Source organism: Nocardia altamirensis NBRC 108246 (assembly GCF_001612685.1).
GTDB classification, from domain to species: Bacteria; Actinomycetota; Actinomycetes; order Mycobacteriales; family Mycobacteriaceae; genus Nocardia; species Nocardia altamirensis.
Window position 1 is genome coordinate 43009 of sequence record NZ_BDAY01000034.1, and the last position, 24350, is coordinate 67358.

The 24350-nt window shown below is 66.9% G+C and carries 20 protein-coding genes; 7 read left to right on the top strand and 13 right to left on the bottom strand.

The genetic code is table 11. The features are described 5' to 3' along the window. Window position 1: 1 nt before the first annotated feature. Together NA11_RS18850 and NA11_RS18855 are read right to left on the bottom strand one after the other, a co-directional pair. The gene (locus tag NA11_RS18850) at window positions 2–2482 is read right to left on the bottom strand and encodes a winged helix-turn-helix domain-containing protein (RefSeq protein WP_069163246.1); all 2481 of its coding nucleotides are present in this window, start codon (window positions 2480–2482) and stop codon (window positions 2–4) included. A gap of 162 nt (window positions 2483–2644) precedes the next feature. After that, a complete protein-coding gene (locus tag NA11_RS18855) occupies window positions 2645–3004 on the bottom strand; it encodes a hypothetical protein (RefSeq protein WP_141717693.1) in 360 nt (119 codons plus the stop codon). 251 nt (window positions 3005–3255) lie between these two features. On the opposite strand from NA11_RS18855, the gene NA11_RS47195 reads away from it, so the two are divergent. Next, on the top strand, window positions 3256–3591 hold the full coding sequence (locus NA11_RS47195; protein ID WP_167837672.1) for a WhiB family transcriptional regulator: 336 nt from the start codon (window positions 3256–3258) through the stop codon (window positions 3589–3591). A gap of 151 nt (window positions 3592–3742) precedes the next feature. Further along, the gene (locus NA11_RS18860) at window positions 3743–7126 is read left to right on the top strand and encodes an ATP-binding protein (RefSeq protein ID WP_069163248.1); all 3384 of its coding nucleotides are present in this window, start codon (window positions 3743–3745) and stop codon (window positions 7124–7126) included. 31 nt (window positions 7127–7157) lie between these two features. Here the strand turns inward: NA11_RS18860 and NA11_RS18865 are convergent, their stop codons facing one another. Beyond that, window positions 7158–7826 (bottom strand): TetR/AcrR family transcriptional regulator, encoded by a 669-nt coding sequence (locus tag NA11_RS18865; protein ID WP_167837673.1) that lies wholly within the window; start codon window positions 7824–7826, stop codon window positions 7158–7160. Between the two features lie 46 nt (window positions 7827–7872). Between NA11_RS18865 and NA11_RS18870 the strand changes: the two genes are divergently transcribed. After that, window positions 7873–8997, top strand: a complete 1125-nt coding sequence (locus tag NA11_RS18870) for an acyl-CoA dehydrogenase family protein (protein WP_167837674.1) — start codon at window positions 7873–7875, stop codon at window positions 8995–8997. A 7-nt stretch (window positions 8998–9004) separates the two neighbouring features. Here NA11_RS18870 and NA11_RS18875 read toward each other — a convergent pair whose 3' ends face one another. From NA11_RS18875 to NA11_RS18895, 5 genes are all read right to left on the bottom strand, one after another. Next, the gene (locus NA11_RS18875) at window positions 9005–10978 is read right to left on the bottom strand and encodes a cutinase family protein (protein ID WP_084654761.1); all 1974 of its coding nucleotides are present in this window, start codon (window positions 10976–10978) and stop codon (window positions 9005–9007) included. 450 nt (window positions 10979–11428) lie between these two features. Then, on the bottom strand, window positions 11429–11680 hold the full coding sequence (locus tag NA11_RS18880) for a hypothetical protein (protein ID WP_069163251.1): 252 nt from the start codon (window positions 11678–11680) through the stop codon (window positions 11429–11431). Further along, window positions 11643–12674, bottom strand: coding sequence for a lysophospholipid acyltransferase family protein (locus NA11_RS18885; RefSeq protein ID WP_069163252.1), 1032 nt, complete (start codon window positions 12672–12674; stop codon window positions 11643–11645). The genes NA11_RS18880 and NA11_RS18885 overlap by 38 nt, the downstream gene beginning before the upstream one ends. Before the next feature lie 6 nt (window positions 12675–12680). Further along, window positions 12681–13508 (bottom strand): GNAT family N-acetyltransferase, encoded by an 828-nt coding sequence (locus NA11_RS18890; protein WP_069163253.1) that lies wholly within the window; start codon window positions 13506–13508, stop codon window positions 12681–12683. A gap of 244 nt (window positions 13509–13752) precedes the next feature. Continuing rightward, entirely contained in the window at window positions 13753–15045 is a 1293-nt protein-coding gene (locus tag NA11_RS18895; RefSeq protein ID WP_069163254.1) for an NAD(P)/FAD-dependent oxidoreductase, read from the bottom strand. Window positions 15046–15156: 111 nt separating this feature from the next. Here NA11_RS18895 and NA11_RS18900 point away from each other — a divergent pair, with 111 nt between their 5' ends. Continuing rightward, complete coding sequence (locus NA11_RS18900) at window positions 15157–16014, top strand: LysR family transcriptional regulator (RefSeq protein ID WP_069163255.1); 858 nt, start codon at window positions 15157–15159, stop codon at window positions 16012–16014. A 78-nt stretch (window positions 16015–16092) separates the two neighbouring features. On the opposite strand, the gene NA11_RS18905 is transcribed toward NA11_RS18900, so the two are convergent. The 5 genes from NA11_RS18905 to NA11_RS18925 form a co-directional block, all read right to left on the bottom strand. After that, window positions 16093–16845 carry an ABC transporter permease gene (locus tag NA11_RS18905; RefSeq protein WP_069163256.1) on the bottom strand — a complete coding sequence of 251 codons (753 nt, stop codon included), beginning with the start codon at window positions 16843–16845 and terminating at the stop codon, window positions 16093–16095. Then, on the bottom strand, window positions 16842–17858 hold the full coding sequence (locus NA11_RS18910; protein ID WP_084654762.1) for an ABC transporter ATP-binding protein: 1017 nt from the start codon (window positions 17856–17858) through the stop codon (window positions 16842–16844). Before NA11_RS18910 ends, NA11_RS18905 begins: the two co-directional genes overlap by 4 nt. Window positions 17859–17925: 67 nt before the next feature. Continuing rightward, the gene (locus tag NA11_RS18915; RefSeq protein WP_084654763.1) at window positions 17926–18546 is read right to left on the bottom strand and encodes a PadR family transcriptional regulator; all 621 of its coding nucleotides are present in this window, start codon (window positions 18544–18546) and stop codon (window positions 17926–17928) included. Window positions 18547–18663: 117 nt separating this feature from the next. Next, window positions 18664–19620 (bottom strand): electron transfer flavoprotein subunit alpha/FixB family protein, encoded by a 957-nt coding sequence (locus NA11_RS18920; protein WP_069163258.1) that lies wholly within the window; start codon window positions 19618–19620, stop codon window positions 18664–18666. Window positions 19621–19656: 36 nt separating this feature from the next. Further along, complete coding sequence (locus tag NA11_RS18925; RefSeq protein WP_069163259.1) at window positions 19657–20442, bottom strand: electron transfer flavoprotein subunit beta/FixA family protein; 786 nt, start codon at window positions 20440–20442, stop codon at window positions 19657–19659. Window positions 20443–20663: 221 nt separating this feature from the next. Here NA11_RS18925 and NA11_RS18930 point away from each other — a divergent pair, with 221 nt between their 5' ends. Genes NA11_RS18930 through NA11_RS18940 form a run of 3 tightly spaced genes read left to right on the top strand, consistent with a single transcriptional unit; the run spans window position 20664 to window position 24339 of the window. Next, window positions 20664–21485: a class I SAM-dependent methyltransferase gene (locus NA11_RS18930; RefSeq protein ID WP_439957083.1), complete on the top strand. Its 822-nt coding sequence runs from the start codon at window positions 20664–20666 to the stop codon at window positions 21483–21485. Next, the gene (locus NA11_RS18935; RefSeq protein ID WP_069163260.1) at window positions 21482–23089 is read left to right on the top strand and encodes a 1,4-alpha-glucan branching protein domain-containing protein; all 1608 of its coding nucleotides are present in this window, start codon (window positions 21482–21484) and stop codon (window positions 23087–23089) included. The genes NA11_RS18930 and NA11_RS18935 overlap by 4 nt, the downstream gene beginning before the upstream one ends. Further along, window positions 23086–24339, top strand: a complete 1254-nt coding sequence (locus NA11_RS18940; RefSeq protein WP_069163261.1) for a glycosyltransferase family 4 protein — start codon at window positions 23086–23088, stop codon at window positions 24337–24339. Before NA11_RS18935 ends, NA11_RS18940 begins: the two co-directional genes overlap by 4 nt. The last annotated feature ends 11 nt before the right edge of the window (window positions 24340–24350 follow it).

The window sequence follows — 24350 nt, forward strand, 5'->3', positions numbered from 1 at the left end:
GTCAGAGCAGACCGGTGCGGCGCGCCAGGATCAGGGTTTCCGCACGGGACGTGGTGCCCAGCTTTGCGTATATCCCGCGCAGATGGGTCTTGACGGTATTGATCGACACGCCAAGGCTTTCCGCGATCTGCTGAGCGGTCCGCCCGGACGGCAGCTGGTCGAGCACCGTGCGTTCGGTGGCGGTGAGGCGCGGTTGCGTGTCACCGCGCCGGACGGCGGGATGATGCCGGATCTCCTCGGCGTATCTGTTGTAGCGCCCGAAAGTCCCGCCGTTGACGTCGAGCAACTCGATGATGCCTGCGATCTCGAGGAACGGCCGCACGATGTGGTCGGGCTCGGAGACACGCAAAGCCGACTCGACCGCAGCCTTGGCCGGCAAGGGATTTGCCAGCGCGGCATGCGCCGAGGCGGTGAGTAACAGAGCGGTGAGCGTGTGCACCGGGTGCACGGAATCGGCGTCGACGAGGACCGGTTCCACCAGGCCGAGAACAGTTTTCGGATGATCGGAGTGCGCGGCAACGGTGGCGCGGGCGAGCGTGCTGCCTGCCTGTTCGCCGAGTGCCTCATCGGCCTGATCGATCAGTGGTCGCACGGTATGTGCGTCGTTGACCTCGAGCAGGGCGCGGACCACTTGAGGCAGCACCAGACCCGCGACAGCGGGTAGCGCGCGAGCATGCTGGAGCAGCCGGATCATGCTCGCGCGCAACGACTCCGCGGCGGCGTACTTGTCCTCGGCGGATCCGAATGCCCGCAGCTGCGTGACGAGTCCGGCGCATCCCGGCTGCCGGATCGGTGCGGCAGGGCCGGTGTCGTTTCGGCCGATCAGGTAGCCGATGTAGGACGAAACAGACTGTGCCACAACAGTATCAGTCGAATCACCGAGATGATGAGCGTGCGCGATCCGGACGGCCCGGTCGGCCAGGTCGCGCGCCACCGAGATACCGCCGCGAACACCGGCGGCGACCGCGAGTCGAGCGGTAGACCGGACGACCAAACGGTGATTGCCGACGCACTTCGCCAGGGCGAGGCCACGCCGAAGTTGTTGCCTACCACCGTTGAGATCCCCGCGCGCCACCATCACCGCGGCCACCTCGATCGCCACGTAGGAGTCGATATCGGCCTGTCCGGTGACCGGAAGTGGTTCGGGCAGCCGGATTTCGGTGAGCCCCGTGCCGCTGGCGATAGCAGTGGCCGCGGTGGCGGCCAGCGTCAACGGCACGATCCAGCCTCTCGGCGCGATGGTTTCGGTGTTCGGCGTGCGTTCGCACACCAGGCCCAAGTGGGTCACCGCCGTGCTGACATCGTGCCGTTCGAGCGCGTCGATCGCCCGCAGCACCCACAGATACGGGTCGTCAGCCGGGAGTCCTGCGACACGCTCCAGCTGTTGGAACAAGCGCGCACCGGCACCGTCGAGCACGACGCGCATCGCCATCTCGCGCAGGAAACGCAACAGCTCGAACGGTGTGCCCGCCAGCACGTGCGGCAGCGCCGCCATTGGCATGTTCATCGCCGCATACCAATCGGCCGTGCGGCGGTGCACCTCGAGGTAGGTGGCACCGTAGCGGGCTTCGGCGCGCAGGTGGGTGCGCAACATCGGGTGGTAGCTGAACCAAAGCTCGCCGCCGTGTGCCGCGTGGGTGAGCGGGAAATTGACGCGGAGCAATCCGTCCAGAATCTGATGGGCGTCGAGGCCGGTGAGCTGTTCGGCGAGGGCCGCGGTGAAGGTCGCCGGAACGCTGGTGTCGACGACGAATCGCCGAACCTGCTCGGACAGGGTGTCCACGAATTCGGCGAGCAGAAAGTCGGCGACCGCGCGTGGTGTGCCTGCGAGCTCGGCCAGCGCGGTCTGACGATCGCGGCGGGTACGGAGCTGACACGCCGCGATCCGCACGAGCGCAGGCCAGCCGTGCGTCAGATCCATCACGGTGCCGAGTTCGGCGTCGGTGAGCGGGCAGTTGTGTTCCTCGCACAGCTGCTTCGCGCGAGCCTTGGTGAACGCCAGATCCATTGGCCCCAAGCATGATACGAGGCCAGGTAGCTCTACGGCGTGCCAGCGCAGCGGTGGTGCGAACCGGGCCGAGATCACCGCGGTGGTCGACGACGGCAGGTGCGCGAGCACGTATTCCAGGTAGGCAAGGGCGGGCGGGTCGGTGATCAGATGCGCGTTGTCGATGACGAGCACCGCCGGATGCTGGACCAGAGAACGCGGCAGCACCACCCGCAGAGCAGCGGCGCCGGCATTTCGCCTGGTCACCGTCAGCCATCTGACCTCTGTTTCGGGTCGCGACGGGCGCAGGTGGTTGCCGAGCCAATCGGCGATCAGCACGGTTTTCCCGCTGCCTGCCGGTGCCGAGATCAGCAATGCGTGCCCTTGCGCCGTGGCCATGGCGGCATCGAGCCGGTCGTATAGTTCGGGCCGCGCGATAGGCGTGAATGCGAAAGTCGGTATCGCAGTCTTGGACAGTTTCGATCCAGTCGTCATAGGCTTCCCTAGATTCGTGCGATCGGCATGCGTTTGCCCGATCGACTCGCATAGTTTCCGGCACGACGCTTCCGGAATGCTTTCGAATGGAGCACGCTGTGTTTCCAGATCAGTTCCACGTTTCCGGCCATGGTCGAACAGCATGGCCGGAAACCACGCCGATTACTCCATGGGAAGCGGAACAAATGGACCGTAGTCCCGCACGTGGCCGTCCATCCATTCCCAGAGCGATCCGTCGTCGACGGCGACACCACGCTGTCTGCGCAGTCGCCAGCCCGCGTCGGTCTTCTGCCAGATATCACCGTCTCGATCCCGATACAGTCCGGGAAGGCGGGGTTCCTGCGTCGCTGCCGTAGCCAGCGAATCGACCTGCGACATGCAGTTCGTGCGGTATTCGGTGAGGACGGCGGCCAGCGGTCCCGATCCGAGCAGCGCCACAAGGATCGATGCACTACAGGTGGTCGCCCTCGGGTGCACAGCGGGGATCGTCGGTCCGGATGCGATGGTCGACGGTATGGACATCGGATGCGCTCCTGCGAGTCGAAGAAATATGTTCCGACGATTATCCGCCGACAAACTTCCATTTATCTTCCACATATCTTCCATTCGACTTCCGATTCAATTCGATACCTTTTCGTAATTCTCGAAGGTTGCGCAACGGGCGGGTCACGCGAATACAGTAGCGGCATTCCTGATGCTCGAATCCGGAGAATGTGTTTCGGCGTTCATCCGCCGGTGCCTGCCTGCCGGTAAATCGAATAGGAGGTGGTCGTGTGAACTGGCGACATCGGGCCGCGTGCCGGGGTGCCGCGCCGGGGGTCTTTCACCCCGCGGTGCCACCGAAAGGCGACCCGAGGCAGGCGTTGGCGTTCTGCCGTCGCTGTCCCGTTGTCACCAACTGCGCCGCGCACGCGCTACAGATAGCCCAGCAGCGTGGGATAGTCGCCGGCGTGTGGCTCGATGGCGACCGGGAAGGGGCCGCGGTATTGCGAAACATCGCGGCCGGACACGCTCATCCGCGACGTTGCGTGAAGTGCTGGCGGACCATCCACTCCGCCAGGCCCGACCGCACCTGCGCGCTGTGCGGATTTGCCGAGATCCCGGTCTGAATGAGTGGATGACGTTGTCCGCCAATAAGTTTGCTGGACATGTTCACGATCGGTCCGGTTTGTAGATTCGGATACTTAACGGTAATTTACCGGTCGTTCTTCACGCTAAATGATGGTGTTGATTTCCCGACGGTCGGAGGGACGTCGTGTTATGACGGAGCCACAGGTTCAGGTGTTCGGTCCGCTGCAGGTTTCGCTCGGCGGTCGGACCGCCCGCATCGGTGCCGGTCGGCAACGAGCGGTGCTCGGGCGATTGGTACTGGCCGGTGGACAGGTTATCGGCAGTGATCGCCTGGTCGAGGACGTCTGGGAGGGTGGCCCGCCGTCACACGCACCTGCCGTGCTGCAGGTGCAGATCCACAATTTACGGCGCGTGCTCGAACCTTCTCGAAGACCGAGAACCGCGGCGCGAATTCTGGTGTCCGAAGGCGGCGGATACGCGCTGCGATTGGCCGTCGGAAGTGTGGACGCGTGGCGGTTCGAGGCACAGATGCGACAGTTTGAACAGCGGATGCATGATCCAGTCGATCGGCCAGGGGCGCTGGAACGCTATCGTCTGCTCGACGAGGCGCTGAATTGTTGGCACGGCGCCGCATTCGAATCCTTTTCCGGCGCTTCGTGGGCGACTGCCGAGGTTTCCCGGCTGACCGATATGCGGGTCACCGCGACCGAGATGCGCGCCGAAGCGGCACTGGAACTAGGCAGGCTCGGTGAGGTCGTTGCCGTGCTACGGCAGCAGGTCGAAGAACACCCTGGGCGTGAAGAAAGTGTTCGATTGCTGGCCGCGGCACAATATCGACTCGGACAACAGGTAGAGGCGCTGGCGACCGTGCGCCGGGCCCGCGAGTTCTTGCGCTCGGACTTCGGCATCGATCCGGGACCGAGGCTGGCCGACCTCGAATCGGCGATCCTGAAACAGAACGTCGAGCCCGATCACGTCGGCGATCGCACGACCACACCGCTCGGGATATCGGCGCCACCGGCCCACCGCGACGAACCACGCCAGCGCACCCTGCCGATGAGTTCGGTCGAATCACTGGCCGAGCCGACGTTCTACCCACAGCAGCGATCCGCCCTCTACGCCACTGCGGCGGAAGCCTGTCATTCCGGGCTGAGGCTGACCTGGCTGGTCGGGGCGGCAGGCGCGGGCAAAACGACATTCACCACGTCGGTGGCCGCCAACCTCAGCGCCGACGGGTGGACCACTGCCATCGGCCGTTGTCCCGAGGTCGACGGTGCGCCGCCCGCGTGGGCGTGGACCGAGATTCTCGCCGAACTCGGCGGTGCGCCGCCCTTCACCGAGGCAGCCTCCGGCCACGTCGATCCGTTCACGATCGTGCGGGCGGTGACAGGGCGATGCCGGGAGCTCGTGGTGAGCAGCCCTGTCGTCATCGTTCTGGAGGATGCGCACCGGGCGGACGACGCGACGCTACAAGTGCTGCGGCAGTTGGCGAACTGGCTGCAGCACGAACCGGTTCTCGTCATCGTGACGGTGCGCGACCACGAGCTGTCACCCGCCCTGCGTGCGGCGGAAGCCGCGCTGGCCGATCGGATGACCGAACGGATCGAATTGGCGGGCCTCGACCTGGCGGGCACCCGCAAAGTCGCCCAGGATGCCGGTCTCGCAACGATCGACCGTGAGGCGCTACAGACTTTGCACGAACGGACCGGTGGCAACCCCTTCTTCGTTCGGGAGCTGTCGAAACGGATAGCGGCGCGGGGGGATTCACGCGGGCTGCCGGAGAATATTCGCGCGGTGCTGATCGACCGGATCGAGCAGATGCCGGAGGGCATGCTGACCGTGCTGCAGTACATCGCGGTGTGGGGCAGGGAGATCGATTTCGATACGCTGGTCGGGCTTTCCGGCGTCGCCGAGGAGACGCTTGTCGATCTCATCGACTCTGCCACCGCGGCCGGGTTGGCCGGATTCGACCATCGGGAACGGATAGCCCTCGACCAGGCGCTGGTTCAGGACACCGTGTACAACAGCATTTCGCCGCTGCGATGCGGCCGAATGCACTGGAGTGCAATGGAATTCCTGGAGGCGCGGATCGACGAGCGATCCGCCGATCTCCGGGACGCGGAGCTACTGGCACATCACGCCGCCCGCGGGGCCACCAGGACCACGGCCGCCCATGCGCTGCATCACGTTGTCGGGGTGGCCCGCAGATATGAACGAGTCGGCATCCGCACGGGTGCGGTCGGTCTATGGCGGGCCGCCGTCGAATTGCATGACCTCGCAGGGCATTCGGCGCGCACCGCAGACCAGGACGACCGGCTGGCGTTGTTCGAGACCCTCCGCGTGTTCGCGGACGCGTTGGCGTATGACGGCCAGACCGCGCATGCCCGGGTCGTTCGCAAGAGAGCCCTCGAGCTGGCCGAAGAGCTGGATGACGAATCGCTGATAGCGCGGGCGCTCACCTGCCGGATGGCGCCGACCATCCGGGTCGCACAGGATTGGTGCGCGACCGATACCCACCTGATTCATGCACTGGAAGCCACACTGGCGCGGACCGATTCGGTGGCGGAGCGGGCTTCGCTGCTCGTCACCCTCGTCATCGAGACGACGGACGTGATCCCGCTGATGCATGAGCGCGCGGAGGAAGCACTGGACCTGGCGCGCCGCACCGGCGATCCCGAGTTGATCTGCGCCGCACTGAATGCCGTCGCGCTCACGATCGATGGCCCTGCCAGCGCATCGAGTTTGCGGCCGATCGCCGACGAACTGCTCGGTGTCGCTCGTGCCGCCGGGCGATGCGACTACCAGGCGCTGGCGCACTATCTGCGTTTCCTGGCGGCCTGCCGGGACATCGATGTGCGCGCGGCGAGCAGGCATGCGGCGGACGCGATCGACTGTGCCCCTTACGCCCGCGCAAGCCCACTGCCCGATATCCTGCTGTCCTTTGCCGCAGTGGTCGAGGTGCTGCGCGGCGACCTGACCGAGGCCGAGCGCAAGTATCAGCGGTTCGTTGCCAGGATGGCCGAGGCCGATGTCGCGAACATGGACGCGATCCGGCTCGTCGGCGCGCTCACCGTGAGTTGGGCTCGCGGTGACATCTCCGGCCTGCTGGACCGGTTGACGCCGCTGTACGCCGCCGATCCCGATCGAGTCGCGCAACTGTATGTCGTCGGCCTGCTGCACGGCGGTGACGAAGCGCGGGCCAGAACGCTGTTCCATGAACACGCCCTGGTTCGACGCGACTTTCATTGGCCACTGATGTGCGCGTTCCGCGCCACCGCCGCCGTCGCACTCGGCGAGGTCCAAGCATGCCGTGAACTGTTCGAAGCCCTACTCCCCTACTCCGGCACACTGATCGGATTCGATACCGGCGCAGCCTTCTTCGGCCCTTTCGACGCACTGCTCGCCGACCTCGCCGACCGCACCGGCGACGCCGACACCGCAAAAACCCTGCGCGCTCGCGCAGACACCGTGCTGCGCCGAATCCAGGCCGTGCTCGACTCCCTCGCTCCGCGCCCCACTCCACTTCCTCGCCTCACCGGCGACGAACCTTCCCCGCAACTCGCGACTCGCTGACACTCCGAATGAGCGGACCGTTGGTGGTCGCTCATCCCGATCTCGGTTCGAGCAACTGCTCGATCAACGTGTCGGCCAGCCATGCGTCGTACATTTCCCCGGACCACCCCAGCTGCCCGACGAGCATGCTGTAGATGGTCGGGTGATTCAGGGTGTACAGCAGATCGGTGGCCGATTCCTCGGTAAGTCCTTGGCGTAGGCGGCCTTTGCGCTGTAGCGCACCGATCGTCTGCCGCTGGTTGTCGCGGAACTCACGCTGCATCGTCGTCCAGAGCGCGTCGATCTCCGCATCCGATGCGGCGGCGGCCCTGATGACTTCGATGAGCGGCGCGATCCTGGCTTTGACCTGTCGCGAATTGGCGGCTTGTAGCCGCAGGTGCTCGTGCGCGTCCGGCGTGGCGAGCATCGCGCGGAACCACTCCTGATCGACGACAGGTCGTAGATCAGGTCCGCCCTTCACTGCGCGATCCCATGCGGCGAGCAGCAATGCTCTCTTGTTTCCGTAGACCAGCTTGACCGTCGGCACCGCGACACCGGCCGCTGTCGCGATGTCGGCCAAGGTCGTTCGGACGTAGCCCTGGGAAATAAACAGGCTGTGCGCCGCCGCGGCGATCTCCGCGCGGGTTGCCGCCGCCTGCTCCGCGCGCTTCGGGGAGCGGTACGGGCGTGACCCCTTGACATCCTCGTCCACGGTCGTCACCCTACTATGATATTCACTATCTACAGGGGATAGCCAAATGGAGACGATGACATCACCGCATCTGGCCAGCACGTCTATCCGGGTCGCAGAGATCGCTCGCGCACTCGCCGACCAACCCATCGACCGAGACGAACTACCGGCCGAGGTGGTCGCGGAACTGCGCGCGACAGGGCTCTACCGGCTCTGCCTGCCCGCGGAACTCGGCGGACACTCGCTGCCGTTGCCCGAGACCGTGTCCATCATCGAGCGACTCTCCTATGCCGACGGATCGACCGGATGGTGCACCGTCGTCGCGAACGTGAGCGCATCGTTGCTGGCGGGCGTCGCGGAATCCGAGGCTCGACTGATCGCCGCCGATCCGGAAAGTCTTTTGATAGCAGGCGGTTTCCCACCGATCGGTCAGGCCGAACAGGTCGGTGACTCGTATCGGCTGAGCGGGCGGTGGCCGTTCGCGAGCGGGTGCCTGACCGCAGACTGGTTTCTCGGCGGCGTCATGGTCGCCCCGGTCGACGGTGGCGCACCGGCCCCGCGCGTGGCCTTCTTCCCGGCAAGCGAGGCAAGGATCATTCGCAACTGGGACGTAATCGGCTTGCGCGCGACCGGAAGTCACGATGTGGCCGCCGAACAGATCACCGTGCCGATGCGCCGAACAACGACCCTCTTCGGCGGACCGCGCTGGTCCAACGACCCGATCGCGGCCATCCCCTTCTTTGCGCTGAGCCCGCTGCTCGCCGCCGTGCCACTCGGGATCGCCCAGCGCGCCGTCGACGAGCTCGGCCAGCTGGCCACCACCAGAGTCCCACTCGGACAACGACAGTCGATCGCGCACGACCCGGCCTTCCAGGACCAGCTCGGCACCGTCCTCGCGCGCCTCGGCGCACTCCGCGCCTACCTACTCGACAGCGCAGACACGCTCTGGCACAGCGCGCTCACCGGCGCCGTGACACCCCCGATCCAGGCCAGCACGTCGATGGTCGCCGCCGAAGCGATCGAAACCGCGCTCGCCGCAGTGCATTTCGCCCACCGCGCGGGCGGAACCACGTCGATCCGAAACCCCAGCGTGCTGACCCGATGCCTCAACGACGTCCTCGCGGCGAGCAGGCACGCGGTCTTCCGGCCGACCGCCCGCCGAAATGCCGCACGCGCACTGCTCGGACTCCCCCTCGACTAACTCCGGGTCACTTGACGCGCCCGATCCGCAGGTTCATCCAGTCGCCGAGCCACTGGACGGCATTGCGGCCGGAGCCGTCGACGATCAGGTTTCCGTAGTTCATGTGCGCGCCGGACGCGACGAAGTTGGCGGCGCTGAGGCCGTCGCCGATGAGGTTGACCAGATTGATGGGGTTGATCGGCGCAATCTGAGTCAGTTGGCCGGTCAGGGCCTTCAGGTCGAGATCATCGGCCTTCGCGATGGTGCGCGGACCGGTGCCACGCTTGCCGAGCACCTCCGGCGCGGGCTGACGCGCTTTGCCGGTGAGCATGTCGACCGCGGCCGCGGCCAAATCCTGGCCGATCGGCAGCAGACCGGACAGCGCGGTGCCTGCGCCGATCAGGTCGGGCACCTGGCCAGGCGGCGGGACCAGCTTCTCGAGCACCGACCACGCCACATCCTGGATGCGGCCGACGATGTTCGCCAGCCGCGGGATGTCGACGGCGGACAGGATCGAGGTCACCATCGAGGTCACCGCGCTGAAACCGAGCGAGTCGGGGATCACCGACAGCACCTGCGAGATCCATTTCAGGTCAACGTTTCCCGCCAGTTGGACCAAGGGGTGCAGCTGGTTGTTCAGCTCACCGGCAATCTGATGAGCGCCCGCGGCGTCCATCGCGAGCGCCTTCTGCGGCAGCAGGGCGAGGTTGGCCAGGATCCCGGGAAAGTCCACCGTGGTGACATCGGCGGCGACGTCGAGCGCCTGGTCGACCAGCACGGTGGGCTTGAGCAGCGCCAGGATGTTCCTGGCCGATCCGAGGATGTCGGGCGAGGTCGCGGCCAACGGCGCGACCTGGTCGCTGATTTCGTGGGCCGAGCTGCGCAGCGAGCGGGCCTTCAGCGAATTCGACCGCAGTTTGCGGACCCCGTTGTTCAGCAGCTTGTCGGCCGTGTCCGCGATGGCGGTCACCGACGATGCGGCCTCGGAGAGATCGGATTGCTCGGCCAGGGTCAGCACCTCGCCCGCGTTGTTCTCGGCGGTGCCCGCAGGGGCAGCGGTCAGCCGGGCGGTGGCGGCCTGGTTGGCCGCGCCGGAATCGATCAGATCGGCGAGCGGGTTGATCGTGTTCAGCAGCGTGTGCGCGTTGGCGCGGACCCGCGTCAGATCGATGGCGGCAGGCGCGGTGAGGCTGGCGGTCAGATCGCCGACGGCCCCGGCCAGGCCTGGCAGGTCGGCCTTCGAGAAATCCGCGGTCAACGCCTCGGCCAGCGGAAAGTTGGCCTCGGGCGTCGGTAGGGCGCCGCCGCCGGTGAGCGCCTTGCTCAGGATCGAGCCCAGCGCACCGAGCAGGGGGTTGGCGCCCTTCTGGATCGAGCAGTACAGGTCCTTGGGATCACAGATCGAGGTGACCCGGCCCGCGAGCAGGCCCATGCCTTGCGGCCGTGGATCGGCGATCCCGGTGCCCGCGGTGTCGGGGCCGACGACGGATACGCCTGCGGTGCCCGCTCCCGGGTCGGCGAGCAGGCCGACGGCAAGCACCCGGTCGACGGGGATCGGGCCGCGACCGTTGCCGATGTCGGCGGCGATGTCGCCTGCGGCGTCGGCGCCCTGGCTGTAGCCGTTGATCGTGAATTTCGCGGCAGGGCAACGGGTTCCGTAATCGTGCAGCACGGTCCTCGCGTTGTTCAGCGCGGTGTTCTTGCTGTCGGCGTAGGTGAAGCCGTTGTCGAATGCGCGAGCCATGTAGGGGGTGAAGAAGATTTCGGACCTCGGCCCCTGCTCGCGCTGGATCGCCTCCGCGATCGGTGCGAGCATGCCGACCGGGCGCCGCGGATCGGCGTTCTCGTCGGTCTCCCAGGTGCCGGGGATGAACAGATTGAAGGTCCCCGCGCACGGGATCGGCTCCGCGTGCGCGATGGCGGGAGCAGCGACCTCAGACGACCCTACGGCTATACCGACGGTCACCATGGTGGTGACCACATAGCGTGCGGACGAACGCATCACTGACATCTGCACCTCACTACCGGACTCGGCCGGTTACTTATCGCCGCGCGGGCACGCGCATCACCGAGCCGTCCGACTCGAAGCAAGTGGACTGCACTGGGCCCGGTACCGAGCGAAATAGCGTGCCGCACTTCGATGTACGGAATTCCTGCCAGAGCCGACTGCATCCAGGAGTGGCGCATTCGGCTGGTCGATCAGGCACCAGGGTAAGTCAATTCGCGAATCACGAACTGGTTACGACGTCCTACTTAACTCCGTTTAAGAAGCCCTTTCTCCGCATGAATGACGAAGGGCATCGAGAGGCAATAGAAAACGTGATCGCCCGCAGGCCCGAATAGACACATTGACCAATGGACTCGGCAGCGGGTTGTGATAACTACCAAATACTCAGAGCCGCAGGAGGATTCCACACGTCGTGGCAGCTGCGCACTGCCACGACGCCGGTGCTCAGTACCGCTTCAGGATGAGATCGGTCTCGAGGACGTCGATCGCGGCCAGCCAGCCGTGGGTTCGGAGCGTGTCGATCGCCTTGTCGCGCAAGGTCGTCGCGTCGTTCTTCTTGTCGGCCTGGGTCAGCGCCGCGCCGAGGTCACCGTGGTGCCGCAGGCCGTCACTGCCACCGCTGCGAGCGCGGCGGCCAGCACGTTCCTGCGGCGCAGGCTCATTCGGCCGCCACGTCGACCCGGCGATCCCGGCCACGCAGCACCGGCCGCAGGCGACGCGGCCTACGCACCTCCGGCGCGTCCGCGGCGACGGACGGGTCTTGCACGCGGGTCTTGCCCGCCTCGATCCACAGGGTGGCATCGCGCAGGCCGTGCCTGGACAGCTCGGTGCCGCGGACGGCGGCCTCGCAGCGGCGGGCCAGTTCCCTGCGGTCGGTGCCCGGCTGTTCGACCCGTTCGAGCACGACCTCGGCGACCATGCCGCGGGACCGGAGCACCCGGCGGGCCGAGGACGCGAAGGTGTCCTCGCCGACGAAACCGGGGACGGTGCACTGCGCGCCGTGCCGGTCGAGATAGCGCAAACGCACCGGCTGGACCGGGGTTTCGGTGTCGATCGCCGCCTGGAACAGCGCGGGCCGCATGGAGCCGTAGGCGCGGCCGCACCAGGTGGTGCCCTCGGGGAACACCGCGATCCGGTCGCCCGCCGCCAGCCTGGCGCCGACCTGCGCCACCACGCCGGGCAGCGCGCGCAACTTCTCCCGCTCGATCGGGATGACCCGCATCAGCGTCGCCAGCTTGCCGAGCACCGGCCAGTCCACCATGTCCGCGCGGGCAACGAAGCCGAGCGGCTGCACCGCGGCGAGCGCGACGATGTCGGTCCAGCCGATATGCCCGACCACCACCATGACGCCGGTGCCCGCAGGCCCATAAACGACAGGAGCGGCGTTGCCCTCACCGACAACGCCGCTCTCATCTGTGGTGTCGACCCTGCGGTCGACGATGCGCAATTCCATTCCGAGACAACCCAACAACTTTCGCGCGTAGCCGCGCTGCAGCTGTTCCCGCTTGCTTTGCGGGGTAACAAGATTCATCACCGGAAAGCTGACGAGCAGTCCGGCGACGCCGAACAGCCTGCCGATCATCCTTCCGGTGCCGACCTCATCGATCGAGTCGATGCAGCCTGCCCCGCAGGGGCTCGACGGCATCCACGAGTGGGCGGTGGCCTGTGCGGGGGGTGCGTCGAAGACCATGTCCTCTCACCGTCCTCCATCGAAAGACGCTGCGGCGTCTTGTAACCGGTTGAGATAGCGGGTGTTGATGGTGTCGAGGCCGAGCAGCGCGACGAAGTCGGCGACCGCGAATTCCGGATCGTGGGCTGGCTCGCCGCAGATCTCCGCACCGAGGCGCAGGTAGCCGCGCAGCAGCGGCGGCAGCTTGGGCCGCGCCGGCGGCGTCATCTCGTCGAGGGTCTTGCCGTCGACGACCACCGGGCGGTACGGGTGCACGCGCTGTTCGGGATCCGAGGCGTGCCTGCCGAGCAGCAGGTCGCGGACGCCGCGGACGTTGACGCCGGGCTCGTCGGCCGGGCCGTCCTGCATCGGGACCGAGACGCAGCCCATCACCCAGTCGTAGCCGGTGAGCTGGATGTAGTGCAGGATGCCCGCCCACATCAGGGTCAGCACCGAACCGTTGCGGTGATCGGGCACCACGCAGGCGCGGCCCATCTCGACGATGCGCATGCCTTCCGGATCCAGTTGCGCCAGATCGAATTCGGTGGCCGTGTAGTAACCGCCTGCCGCGGCGACCTTGTCCGGCGGCAGCATGCGGTAGCAGCCGACGAAGTCCTCGGTCCGGTCGTCGCGGACGAGCAGGTGGTCACAGTGGTCATCGAAGGAATCGGCGTCGAGGCCGGTCCCGTTGTCGGGGATCTGGAAACCGGGCTCGCTCGCGAAGACGCCGTAGCGCAGTCGCTGCGCCGCCACGCGGTGCTCAGCGTCGGACGAGACGACCAGCGAGTACCGTGACCGTTCCACCCCGGTGTCCGTCGAACGCGCCGGGGCTGTCAACACGGACGTAATAGTCATAACCGTGATGAAACGAGACCGACACTGCGCCCGTGCAACCTCGAAGTGTCGCGTCGATGCCCGTTCGATGAACGAGATTGCGGTCACACCAAGCGTTTACCGGACTGTCGCGACCTGTTCGCGCCCCCGCGCCGTTAATGCATCTTTCACATGATTTAAGCCCGACTGAACGCCCGTAACATACCGGGCCGAGCAACGAGAAAGTCGCACCGCGCGCTGCGCGATGCGACTTTCGATGGATCCGCTACGCGGCGGACCGTTGCTCGACCGGCGACTGCTCGGCGGTCTTGGTGACCTCGGCGAATCCAGGACGACCCGTGCCGATGAAGGCGATCAGCCAGGACGCGACCGCGGCGAACCGGTTACGGAACCCGACGAGGTAGAACAGGTGCACCGCGAGCCACATGAACCAGGCGAGCAGGCCGCGGAAGGTGATGCGGTCGTTCAGCTTGGTGACCGCGCTGAACCGGCTGATCACCGCCATGCTGCCCTTGTCCCAGTACTTGAATGCGGTGCCGGCCTGCTTCTTTCGCCGAATGATGTCGGCGGCGTGCCTGCCTTCCTGCATGGCAACCGGCGACTGTCCCGGGTAGCCGTTCAGCGAGGTCATATCGCCGATCGCGTAGATGTCGGCGTAGCCGCCGACGGTGAGATCGGGGTTGATCAGCAGTCGGCCTGCCCGGTCGGTCGCCACGCCGGTGGCCTCGGCCAGGATCTTCGCGAACCCGCCCGCCTGCACGCCTGCCGACCACACCACGGTCTCGGCCGCGATGCCGCTCTCGACGCCGCTCTTGTCCTTGACGGTGACCTTGCCCGCTTCGATGTCGGTCACGAAGGTGCCGAGCAGCACCTCGACGCCGGTGCGGGTCAACGACTTCTTCGCATACTCCGACAGCCCGCCGCCGAACGGGGGAAGCACCTCGCCTGCCCCCTCGACGAGGGTGACCGAAACTTCTTGGTGGTAGTACCTTTTCGCCAGTTCCTTCAGCTGGCCGGCGACCTCGACACCGGTCGCGCCCGCGCCGACGACCACGAAGCTCAGCAGCCTGCGCTTGGTCTCCTCGTCCGCGCCCTTTGCCTCGGCGAAGACCCGCTGGATCTGCGCGCGCAGCAGCTTGGCGTCGTCGATGGTCTTGAGCGAGAAGGTCTTCTCCGCGAAATCGTCACGACCGAAGTAGGACTGGCTGGCGCCGGTGGCGGCGATCAGCGATCCGTAGCGGATCCGGCGCTGCTCGCCGTCGTGCTCATAGGTGACGATCGCCTTGGCGGGATCGATGGCGACCACCTTGCCGAGGCGCACGTCGGCCTCGCGGTGGCGGCGCAGAATCGAGGCGATCGGCGGCGCGATCTCCTCCGATGCCAGCACACCGGTCGCTACCTGGTACAACAACGGTTGGAACAGGTGCTCCGGCGTGCTGGAGATCAGCACGTACTCGATACCCGACTTGGCAAGTTGCTTGGCGGCGGAGAGTCCGCCGAACCCCGATCCAACGATGACGACACCCGCGGTTTCGATACCCGCATCCACGTACTGCATGACAGCCTCCTTCTCTCATTACCAACCGTCATCGGGAACGAGGATATTTCAGGAGTTAGGGCGCATAATACAGATGAGTCTTATCTCGATCCGTCATTAATGAGAGGCGCTGTGGAACTTCGGCAGCTCACCTACTTCGTCGCCGTCTGCGAGGAGCTCAGCTTCAGCGGCGCGGCCGCGAGGTGTTTCATCTCACAGTCCGCGATCAGCCATCAGATCTCCCGGCTGGAGCGCGATCTCGGCGTGCAGTTGTTCGAGCGCTCGACACGATCTGTGGTGCCCACCGACGCCACCGCACGGCTACTTCCCCTTGCGAAACAGATGTTGAGCCTCGAGTCGGCGATCCGAGCGGCGGTGCGCACCGTCGGTCCGCGCATCCGGCTCGCCGCGAACATGTCCTTCGCGACGCGCTCGCTGTCGGCGATCGCCAGCGCCCGCGCGACCCATCCCGAGGCCGAGATCGAGTTCGTGATCAAGCCGTTCCGGCAGCGCATCACCGCGGTGGCCGACGGCGACTGCGATCTCGCACTGATCCGCGGCAGCGTCGACCAGCCGGGGCTGGAAGTGGAACAGCTGTGGGTCGAGGATCTGGTGATCGCCACCTCCAGCGCGCATCCGCTGGCCAGCACCGAAACGGTGACGCTCTCGGACCTGAGCCGGTATCCGCTGCTGCTGCCGCCGGAACAGGAACAGGTGCTGCTGCACACCGTGATTCGGTCCGCGTTCGCCGAGCTGCCCACCGGGCCCACCTTCGGCCCGCCGATCCCGCCCGATCACACCGCGACCCTGGAGCTGATCAACCGGCCCGACGCATGGACGGTGCTCTACGCGCAGAGTCCGACCGAGGGACTGGTCGTCCTGCAGCTCGCCGAGGCCAAGCTGCGGATCCCGGTGTCCGCGGTGCTGCGCAGCGACGTCCGCCGCTCCGCCATCCTGACCACGTTGCTGGGCGCGCTGCACCGCACCTGAGCAGCGCGAAACTCGCTGGTGCGCAACAGGCGCACGACCCCGAGCCGACACTCAGGGTCGTGCGCCGTCCAATCACGACTACGCGTTCTCGCGAGCGAAACTGCGGGCGCCGATCACCATCAGCAGTACGGCAAGCACCGCCGTGACGCCGGAGCCGATATAGACATCGGCGACGCCGTAGTCGCCACGGAACAACGCGCGGGCGGCATCGACGGTGTACGAGAACGGGTTTGCCTTGGCGAGGTCACGCAACCAGGTCGGCCCGACGCTCATCGGCAGCAGAATTCCCGACAGCAACATGACCGGCAGCGTGACGCTGTTGAGCACCGACGCCAGCGTGCCCTCCGCCTTGGCCCACAACCCGAGCGCATACGACGCCGAAGCGAGACCGGCCGCCATCACCGCGATCAGCAGCACCGAGAGCACCAACCCCAGTGGGGCAGGCCGCAATCCGAACGCGAGCACGGCGACCCCGACCAGCACGAGTGCCTGCACGATCAAGACGGACATATCCTTGAGCACCCGCCCGAGCAGCAGCGCACCCCGATCGGCGGGCGTAACCCGTTGCCGCTCGACGACTCCCGAGCGGACCTCGACCACGATGGCGAATCCCGCGTACAGCGCACCGGTCATTCCGGTCATGATGACCAGCGCCGGGGTCAGCACCTTCCACGGATCCGTGCCCGCAGGCGCGATTCCCTTGAACAGCGGGCCGAACAGCACCAGATACAGCACCGGCTGGGACAGGCCGATCATCACCCAGGTCGGGTTGCGCAGGTTCGTGCGCAGCTGCGACCAGAAGATCAGTCCGGTCTCTCGGAGGAACCTCATGCCCGATCTCCTTCGCGCAGTGAACGTCCGGTGATGGTGAGGAAGACATCGTCGAGGCTCGGTCGCTTGACGGTCAGCGCACCGGGTGCGATGCCACGCTCGTCCAGCGCCCGCAGCAGCGGCACCACCGCGGCGTCACCGCGCTCGACGGTCAAGTGCACCACCACATTTCCCGGATGCTCCGCGCCGTCGGAGCGCAGGCCGGAACGGACCGTCAGCACGTCCTCGGCCACCGCCAGCGCGAGATCCGCTTGGCCCTCGGCGATTTCGAGGCTGACGACGTCGCCGGCGATGCGGCGTTTCAGTTCCTCGGGGGTGCCCTCGGCGACGATGCCGCCGTGATCCATCACCAGCACGCGGTCGCACAGCGCGTCGGCCTCTTCCAGATAGTGGGTGGTGAGCACGATCGTCGTCCCCCGATCCCGCAGCCTGCGAATGTGTTCCCACAGGTTGGCCCTGCTCTGCGGATCGAGCCCGGTGGTCGGCTCGTCCAGATAGATGAGCTCCGGCCCGTGCACGAGACCGAGCGCGATGTCGACGCGTCGCCGCTGGCCGCCGGAGAGCTCGGCGCACTTGCGTCCACCGAGCCCGTCCAGCTCTAGCACCGCGAGCAGCTCCTCGGCGTTGGCGATCGCCTGCGCCTTGCCGAGTCCGAAAAGTCTTGCCTGCAGCACCAATTCGTCCATGACCAGTTCGAGGTCGTTGGTGGTGTGGCCCTGTGCGACATAGCCGATACGCGCACGGACGGTCCGCGATTCGGTGCGCAGGTCCGCGCCGGAAATGGTTGCCTCGCCCGCGGTCGGCGCGATCAGCGTGCTGATCATCCGCAGCGTGGTGGTCTTGCCCGCGCCGTTCGGGCCTAGGAGACCGAGGATCTCGCCGTCGTACACGGCGAAATCGACCCCCTTGACCGCCGCTACGGGACCGGTTCTGGTTTTGAAGGTTCGGGCAAGCCCATGCACCTCGATGACCGCTGTGCGTGTGCGGCCACGAACGGTGTCGATCGTTTCCACACCGATTACGGTAGGAACAATCGACTAAATAGTCAAGCTTTACTATTCACGCTTGATCATGCACGGCTCATGCCATGCCCGGCTCCCAGGTATTCATCCGCTGGAACTGGCCGTCCCACACGTCGAGCTCGCCGGTTTCGATGCGCTCCAACGTCTTTCGTGACCAGTCCAGATCAGCCCTGGTGTGTGCGACAGCAAGGCCCATCGCATCGGCGACGTGATACGGCTCGGACTCGGCGGGATCGCCGCTACCCGCCAGGATCCGCGCGATCTCGCGCTCGGCGAAGACGAGCTCGGCCTCGAACTTGAGGATCCGACTGCGCAGCGCGGCGATGACGTCATCACGCGGCACCGCCGGAAACAACGCAACCGCAGCGAAATACGGGTACTTCGGCTGCTCGGCAGAGAACAACGCCGAACGCACCATTTCACCGAACTCCTTCTCCCCCTCGGAGGTGAGCCGATAGGTGGTGCGCTCCGGCCGAGCCCCCTCCTGCCCAACCCCTTCCACCGCGATAAGCCCGTCGCGCTGCAGCGTGTTCAGCGCGCCGTAGACCGAACCCGGCTTCACATTCGCCCAATCGTCCGCATGCCAGGACAACAACTCACGCCGAACGTCGTATCCGTGCACCGGTTGCAGCAAGCGGACGATGTAGAGCACCAGCATCCGAGTAGTGGGAACAGCCATAATCGCAGGCTATCGCACCTGCGACACCCTTTCGGATCACGTTCCCGCACAGCCCGTTCCACCCAGGAAACGCGAAAGGGCCCCGGGTAGCTACCCGGGGCCCTTCGCTGAAACAGATCAGCCCTTGTGGGCCTTGACTGCTTCGGTCAGCTGCGGGGCGACGTTGAACAGGTCGCCGACGATGCCGTAGTCCGCGATCTCGAAGATCGGGGCCTCTTCGTCCTTGTTGACCGCGACGATGGTCTTCGAGGTCTGCATGCCTGCCCGGTGCTGGATCGCGCCGGAGATGCCGAGGGCGATGTACAGCTGCGGCGAGACCGTCTTGCCGGTCTGGCCGACCTGGAACTGGCCGGGGTAGTAGCCGGAGTCGACGGCGGCACGCGAGGCGCCGACGGCGGCACCGAGCGAGTCGGCCAGCGCCTCGACGACCGCGAAGTTGTCGGCGGAACCGACACCGCGACCACCGGAGACGACGATGGTCGCCTCGGTGAGCTCCGGACGGTCACCGGCGACGACCGGCTCCCGCGAGGTCACCTTGACGACGCCGTCTTCCTGCGCCGGGACCTCGACGGTGACCTTCTCGCCCGCACCGGCCTGCGCGGACGCCTCGATGGCGCCGGGGCGGACCGAGATCACCGGCACGTCGCCGGTGGCCTTCGCATCGACGGTGAACGCGCCACCGAAGATGGAGTGCACGGCGGTGCCGTCGGACTTCACGTCGATGACGTCGATCAGCAGGCCGGAACCGATGCGGGCGGCCAGGCGACCCGACACCTCCTTGCCTTCGGCGGACGCGGCGACGATGACGGCGGCAGGGGAAACCTGCTCGGTCAGCGCGGCGAGCACGTCGACCTTCGGGGTCACCAGGAAGTTCTCCACATCGTCGGACTCGGCGATGTAGATCTTCGCGGCGCCTGCCGCGGCGAGCGCGTCGGCCAGCTTCTCGCCGGTGCCCGCGGTGCCGAGCACGACGGCGGCGGGCTCGCCCAGGTTGCGGGCGGCGGTGAGGAGCTCGGTGCTGACCTTCTTGATCGCACCGTCGGCGTGCTCAACGAGCACAAGTACTTCAGCCATTTGTGTTCTCTCCTAAGCAGTCTCGAAGGGGCGGGATCAGATGATCTTCTGACCGACGAGATACTGGGCGATCTTGGTGCCGCCGTCGCCTTCGTCCGCGATCTTCTCGCCTGCGGTACGCGGCGGCTTCGGGGTGGCGCCGGTGACGGCGGTGCCCGCGTTCGCGACACCGACGGTCGACGGGTCGACGCCGAGGTCGGCCAGCGTGAAGGTCTGCACTTCCTTCTTCTTCGCGGCCATGATGCCCTTGAAGGACGGGAAGCGCGGCTCGTTGATCTTCTCGGTGACGCTGACGATGGCCGGGAGGGTGGCCTCCAGCTTGAACACGCCGTCGTCGGTCTCGCGCTCGCCGGTGATCTTGTCGCCGTCGACCGTGAGCTTGCGCAGGTGCGTCAGCTGCGGCAGGCCGAGGTACTCGGCGATGATGGCGGGCACCGCGCCTGCGCGACCGTCGGTCGCCTCGTTGCCAGCGATGACCAGTTCCACGCCTTCGACCTGGCCGAGCGCGCTCGCCAGCACCCAGGCGGTCTGCACGGCGTCGGAGCCGTGGATCGCCGGGTCGTTGATGTGGATGGCCTTGTCGGCGCCCATGGACAGCGCCTTGCGGATGGCCTCGGTGGCCCGGTCCGGTCCGGCGGCCAGCACGGTGACCTCGCCGCCCTGTGCCTCCTTGATCAGCAGCGCTTCTTCGACGGCGCGCTCGTTGATCTCGTCGAGGACGGCGTCGGCGGCTTCGCGATCGAGGGTGTAGTCACCGTCGGTCAGCTTGCGCTCGGACCAGGTGTCGGGAACCTGCTTGATGAGTACGACGATGTTCGGCATCGGTCTTCGTCGACCTCCTGTTCTGGTTACACGTGTGGGTGGTCGCACGAGCGGGGGCCGTACGTCCGGGTGAGTAGCTCAGGGCGTGACACTACCCTACGTTAAGTTACTCGTGGGTAACTTAGCGGCTTCTCTCTCACAACGCCAGTCCCGGCGATATGGTGCGCCGGTCCGCAGGCCGGGTGCGAGTGTCTCGCAATGGGCCTACCAGTAACGTCGGAATGATGAGCGAGGCTGTGATCCCTGCCGCAGTGGACGATCCGACGGGTCGGTCCGGCGCATCCGACGCGACCGATGGCACGGTCGAGCCGCTGCCGTTGACCGGCGAGCGCACCGTCCCCGGCATCGCCGAGGAGAACTACTGGTTCCGCAGGCACGAGATCGCCTATGCCCGACTGCTCGGCCACTGCGCCGGAAAGACCGTACTGGAAGCCGGATCCGGCGAGGGCTATGGCGCCGACATGATCGCAGGCGTCGCCACCAAAGTCACCGGCGTCGACTACGACGCGGGTGCGGTCGAGCACGTGCGGGCCCGCTACCCGCGAGTGGAGATGATCCAGGGCAACCTCGCCGCGCTGCCGCTCGACGACGCCTCGGTCGACGTCGTCGTCAATTTCCAAGTGATCGAACATCTTTGGGACCAAGGCCAGTTCCTCCTGGAGTGCCTGCGGGTCTTGCGTCCCGGCGGCAAGCTGCTGATCAGCACGCCCAACCGGATCACCTTCTCCCCCGGCCGCGATACCCCGCTCAACCCGTTCCACACCCGCGAACTGAACGCGGCCGAATTGACCGAGCTGCTGGTCGAAGCCGGTTTCGAGGTCGCGGAAATGATCGGTGTCCACCACGGCCCCGGACTGCGGGCATTGGATGCCAAGCACGGCGGATCGTTCATCGACGCACAGATCGAACGCGCGTTGGCCGGTGAGCCGTGGCCCGCCGAGCTGACCGCCGACGTCGCGGCGGTCACCATCGACGACTTCGTGCTGATCGCCGACGACATCGATGCGAGCCTCGACCTGGTCGCCATCGCGGTGAAGCCTTGAGCGACAAGGCTGTTCCCGGCCAGTTCACCCTGGTTCTGCACTCCCATCTGCCCTGGCTCGCGCACCACGGCCGCTGGCCGGTCGGCGAGGAATGGCTCTACCAGTCCTGGGCGGCGTCCTACCTCCCGGTCGCCGAGGTGCTGAGAACGCTTGCCGCCGAAGGCCGTTCGCATCTGCTCAGCCTCGGCATCACGCCGGTGCTCGCGGCCCAGCTCGACGACCCGCACTCGCTGGCCGGGATGCATCACTGGCTCGGCAACTGGCAGCTGCGCGCCGACGAAGCAGCGATGAACGGCAACCTCACCCTCGGCAGGCACGAACATCGGCTGGCCGCAGCGGCTTTGGCGGACTTCGAGCAGCGCTGGCGGCACGGCGCCGCGCCGGTCTGGCGCGAACTCGTCGACGCCGACACCATCGAACTGCTCGGCGGCCCGCTCGCCCATCCGTTCCAGCCGCTGCTCGACCCGCGGCTGCGCCAGTTCCAGCTCACCGAGGGACTGGACGACGCACAGCACCGCTGGGGTCACACGCCCACCGGCATCTGGGCGCCGGAATGCGGCTACACCCCCGGCATGGAAATCGGCTATGCCGCGGCGGGTGTGAGCCATTTCATGGTCGACGGACCCGCGCTGCGCGGCGACAGCACCCTCGGGCGGCCGGTGCGCGAGTCCGATGTCGTCGCCTTCGGACGCGACCTGCACGTCAGCTATCGGGTCTGGTCGCCGAAATCCGGCTACCCCGGCCAGAGCGCCTACCGTGACTTTCATCACTACGACCACGCAACCGGTCTCAAGCCCGCGCGTGTCACCGGCAAGACCGTCGCCGGTCCGGACAAGGCGCCCTACGACCCGGAGCTGGCGGCCGCCGCGGTGCTGCGCGATGTCGACGACTTCGTCGCGACGGTGCGCGAGCGACTGATCAGCGAATCCGAGCGGATCGGCAGGCCTGCGCTGGTGGTCGCCGCGTTCGACACCGAATTGTTCGGTCACTGGTGGCACGAGGGCCCGCAATGGTTGGCCCAGGTGTTGCGGGCACTGCCCGAGGCTGGCATCACCGTCGGCACCCTGGCCGACGCACGCGAACGCGGCTACGTGGGCACACCGGTGCCGTTGGCCGACTCGTCGTGGGGGTCGGGCAAGGACTGGCGGGTCTGGGCCGGCGACCAGGTGCGCGACCTCGTCGAACTGAACGACGACATCGTGCGGCTGACCCTCGACACGATCGACAAGATGCGCGCCGCCGACGGCGGGCCCGCGCTGCGCGACCACGTCGCCGACCAGTTGCTGCGCGAGGCCATCCTCACCGTGTCCAGTGACTGGGCCTTCATGGTCAGCAAGGACTCCGCGGCGGGCTACGCTCGCGACCGGGCGCACCGGCACGCGCACGCGGTACGCGAGATCGCGGCCGCCGTCGGAGCGGGCCAAGTCGCCAAAGCACAACAGTTGGCGGCAGGATGGGGGTCAGCTGACGGACTCTTCCCCGGCGTCGACGCACGCAGGCTCGCGCGTGCCGGGTCCGGAGGAAGCTTTGCGGCGGCATCCCCGCCTGACGCCGCACCAGGATCGGACCCCGCTCTACGGTCCACCGCAGAAGGACATGCATGAAGATTTTGATGGTGTCGTGGGAGTACCCGCCGGTCGTGGTCGGCGGGCTGGGCAGGCACGTACATCACCTGGCCACCGAGCTGGCCGTGGCGGGCCACGAGGTGGTCGTGCTGGCCCGTCGCCCCTCCGGCACCGACTCCTCGACCCATCCCACCCACTCCTTCATCGCGGAGGGCGTGCTGGTGGTCGCGGTCGCGGAGGATCCGCCGGTCTTCGATTTCGGCGAGGACATGCTGGCCTGGACGCTGGCCATGGGCCACGCCATGGTGCGGGCGGGCATTGCGCTCGGCAAGCCAGGCATCGGTGACGGCTGGGTGCCGGACGTGGTGCACGCGCACGACTGGCTGGTCGCCCATCCCGGCATCGCACTGGCCGAGTACTACGACGTGCCGCTGGTGTCGACGATCCACGCCACCGAGGCGGGCAGGCACAGCGGCTGGGTCGCCGGCAAGGTCAACCGGCAGGTGCATTCGGTCGAGTGGTGGCTCGCCAACGAATCCGACGCGCTGATCACCTGCTCGGGCTCGATGCAGGACGAGGTGGAGCGGCTCTACGGGCCGGAGCGGGTGCCGATGACGGTGATCCGCAACGGAATCGACGTGGGCGCCTGGACTTTTCGGCCGCGCTCGCCGCGCACCGGCCCGCCGCGGCTGCTGTATGTCGGCAGGCTCGAATACGAAAAGGGTGTGCAGGACGCGATCGCCGCGCTGCCACGCATCCGCCGCGCCCATCCAGGCACCACGCTCACCATCGCCGGTGTCGGCACGCAGTTCGAGTGGCTGCGCGAGCGGGCCAGGGTGCATCGGGTGGCCCGCGCGGTGAACTTCGCAGGCCAGCTCGATCACGACGAACTGCTCGGCTGGCTGCACGGCGCCGACGCCATCGTGCTGCCGAGCCGCTATGAGCCCTTCGGCATCGTCGCGCTGGAGGCGGCCGCCGCGGGCACCCCGTTGATCACCTCGACCGCGGGCGGACTCGGCGAAGCGGTGATCGACGGCGTCACCGGCGCCTCCTTCGCCCCCGCCGACGTCGACGGCCTCGTCGAGGCGGCCCGTGCGACCCTCGACGATCCGGCCGCGGCCCAGGATCGCGCCTACGCCGCGCGCGAACGCCTCACCGCCGACTTCGCCTGGGACGTGGTCGCCGCCGAAACCGCTCAGGTCTATCACTCCGCCAAGCGCCGCGTGCGCAACCCGCTCGGCCGCCCCAACATCGTCGAACGCCCGCTGCCGGAGCGAGATCCCAAGTAGGACAGCCGTTT

What these genes read in the sequence shown, in the direction of transcription:
- NA11_RS18850 (WP_069163246.1), bottom strand. Translation starts at nt 2,482, where the DNA reads ATGACGACTGGATCGAAACTGTCCAAGACTGCGATACCGACTTTCGCA.
- NA11_RS18855 (WP_141717693.1), bottom strand. Translation starts at nt 3,004, where the DNA reads ATGTCCATACCGTCGACCATCGCATCCGGACCGACGATCCCCGCTGTG.
- NA11_RS18860 (WP_069163248.1), top strand. Translation starts at nt 3,743, where the DNA reads ATGACGGAGCCACAGGTTCAGGTGTTCGGTCCGCTGCAGGTTTCGCTC.
- NA11_RS18870 (WP_167837674.1), top strand. Translation starts at nt 7,873, where the DNA reads ATGACATCACCGCATCTGGCCAGCACGTCTATCCGGGTCGCAGAGATC.
- NA11_RS18875 (WP_084654761.1), bottom strand. Translation starts at nt 10,978, where the DNA reads ATGCGTTCGTCCGCACGCTATGTGGTCACCACCATGGTGACCGTCGGT.
- NA11_RS18885 (WP_069163252.1), bottom strand. Translation starts at nt 12,674, where the DNA reads ATGGTCTTCGACGCACCCCCCGCACAGGCCACCGCCCACTCGTGGATG.
- NA11_RS18890 (WP_069163253.1), bottom strand. Translation starts at nt 13,508, where the DNA reads ATGACTATTACGTCCGTGTTGACAGCCCCGGCGCGTTCGACGGACACC.
- NA11_RS18895 (WP_069163254.1), bottom strand. Translation starts at nt 15,045, where the DNA reads ATGCAGTACGTGGATGCGGGTATCGAAACCGCGGGTGTCGTCATCGTT.
- NA11_RS18905 (WP_069163256.1), bottom strand. Translation starts at nt 16,845, where the DNA reads ATGAGGTTCCTCCGAGAGACCGGACTGATCTTCTGGTCGCAGCTGCGC.
- NA11_RS18915 (WP_084654763.1), bottom strand. Translation starts at nt 18,546, where the DNA reads ATGGCTGTTCCCACTACTCGGATGCTGGTGCTCTACATCGTCCGCTTG.
- NA11_RS18920 (WP_069163258.1), bottom strand. Translation starts at nt 19,620, where the DNA reads ATGGCTGAAGTACTTGTGCTCGTTGAGCACGCCGACGGTGCGATCAAG.
- NA11_RS18925 (WP_069163259.1), bottom strand. Translation starts at nt 20,442, where the DNA reads ATGCCGAACATCGTCGTACTCATCAAGCAGGTTCCCGACACCTGGTCC.
- NA11_RS18930 (WP_439957083.1), top strand. Translation starts at nt 20,664, where the DNA reads ATGATGAGCGAGGCTGTGATCCCTGCCGCAGTGGACGATCCGACGGGT.
- NA11_RS18940 (WP_069163261.1), top strand. Translation starts at nt 23,086, where the DNA reads ATGAAGATTTTGATGGTGTCGTGGGAGTACCCGCCGGTCGTGGTCGGC.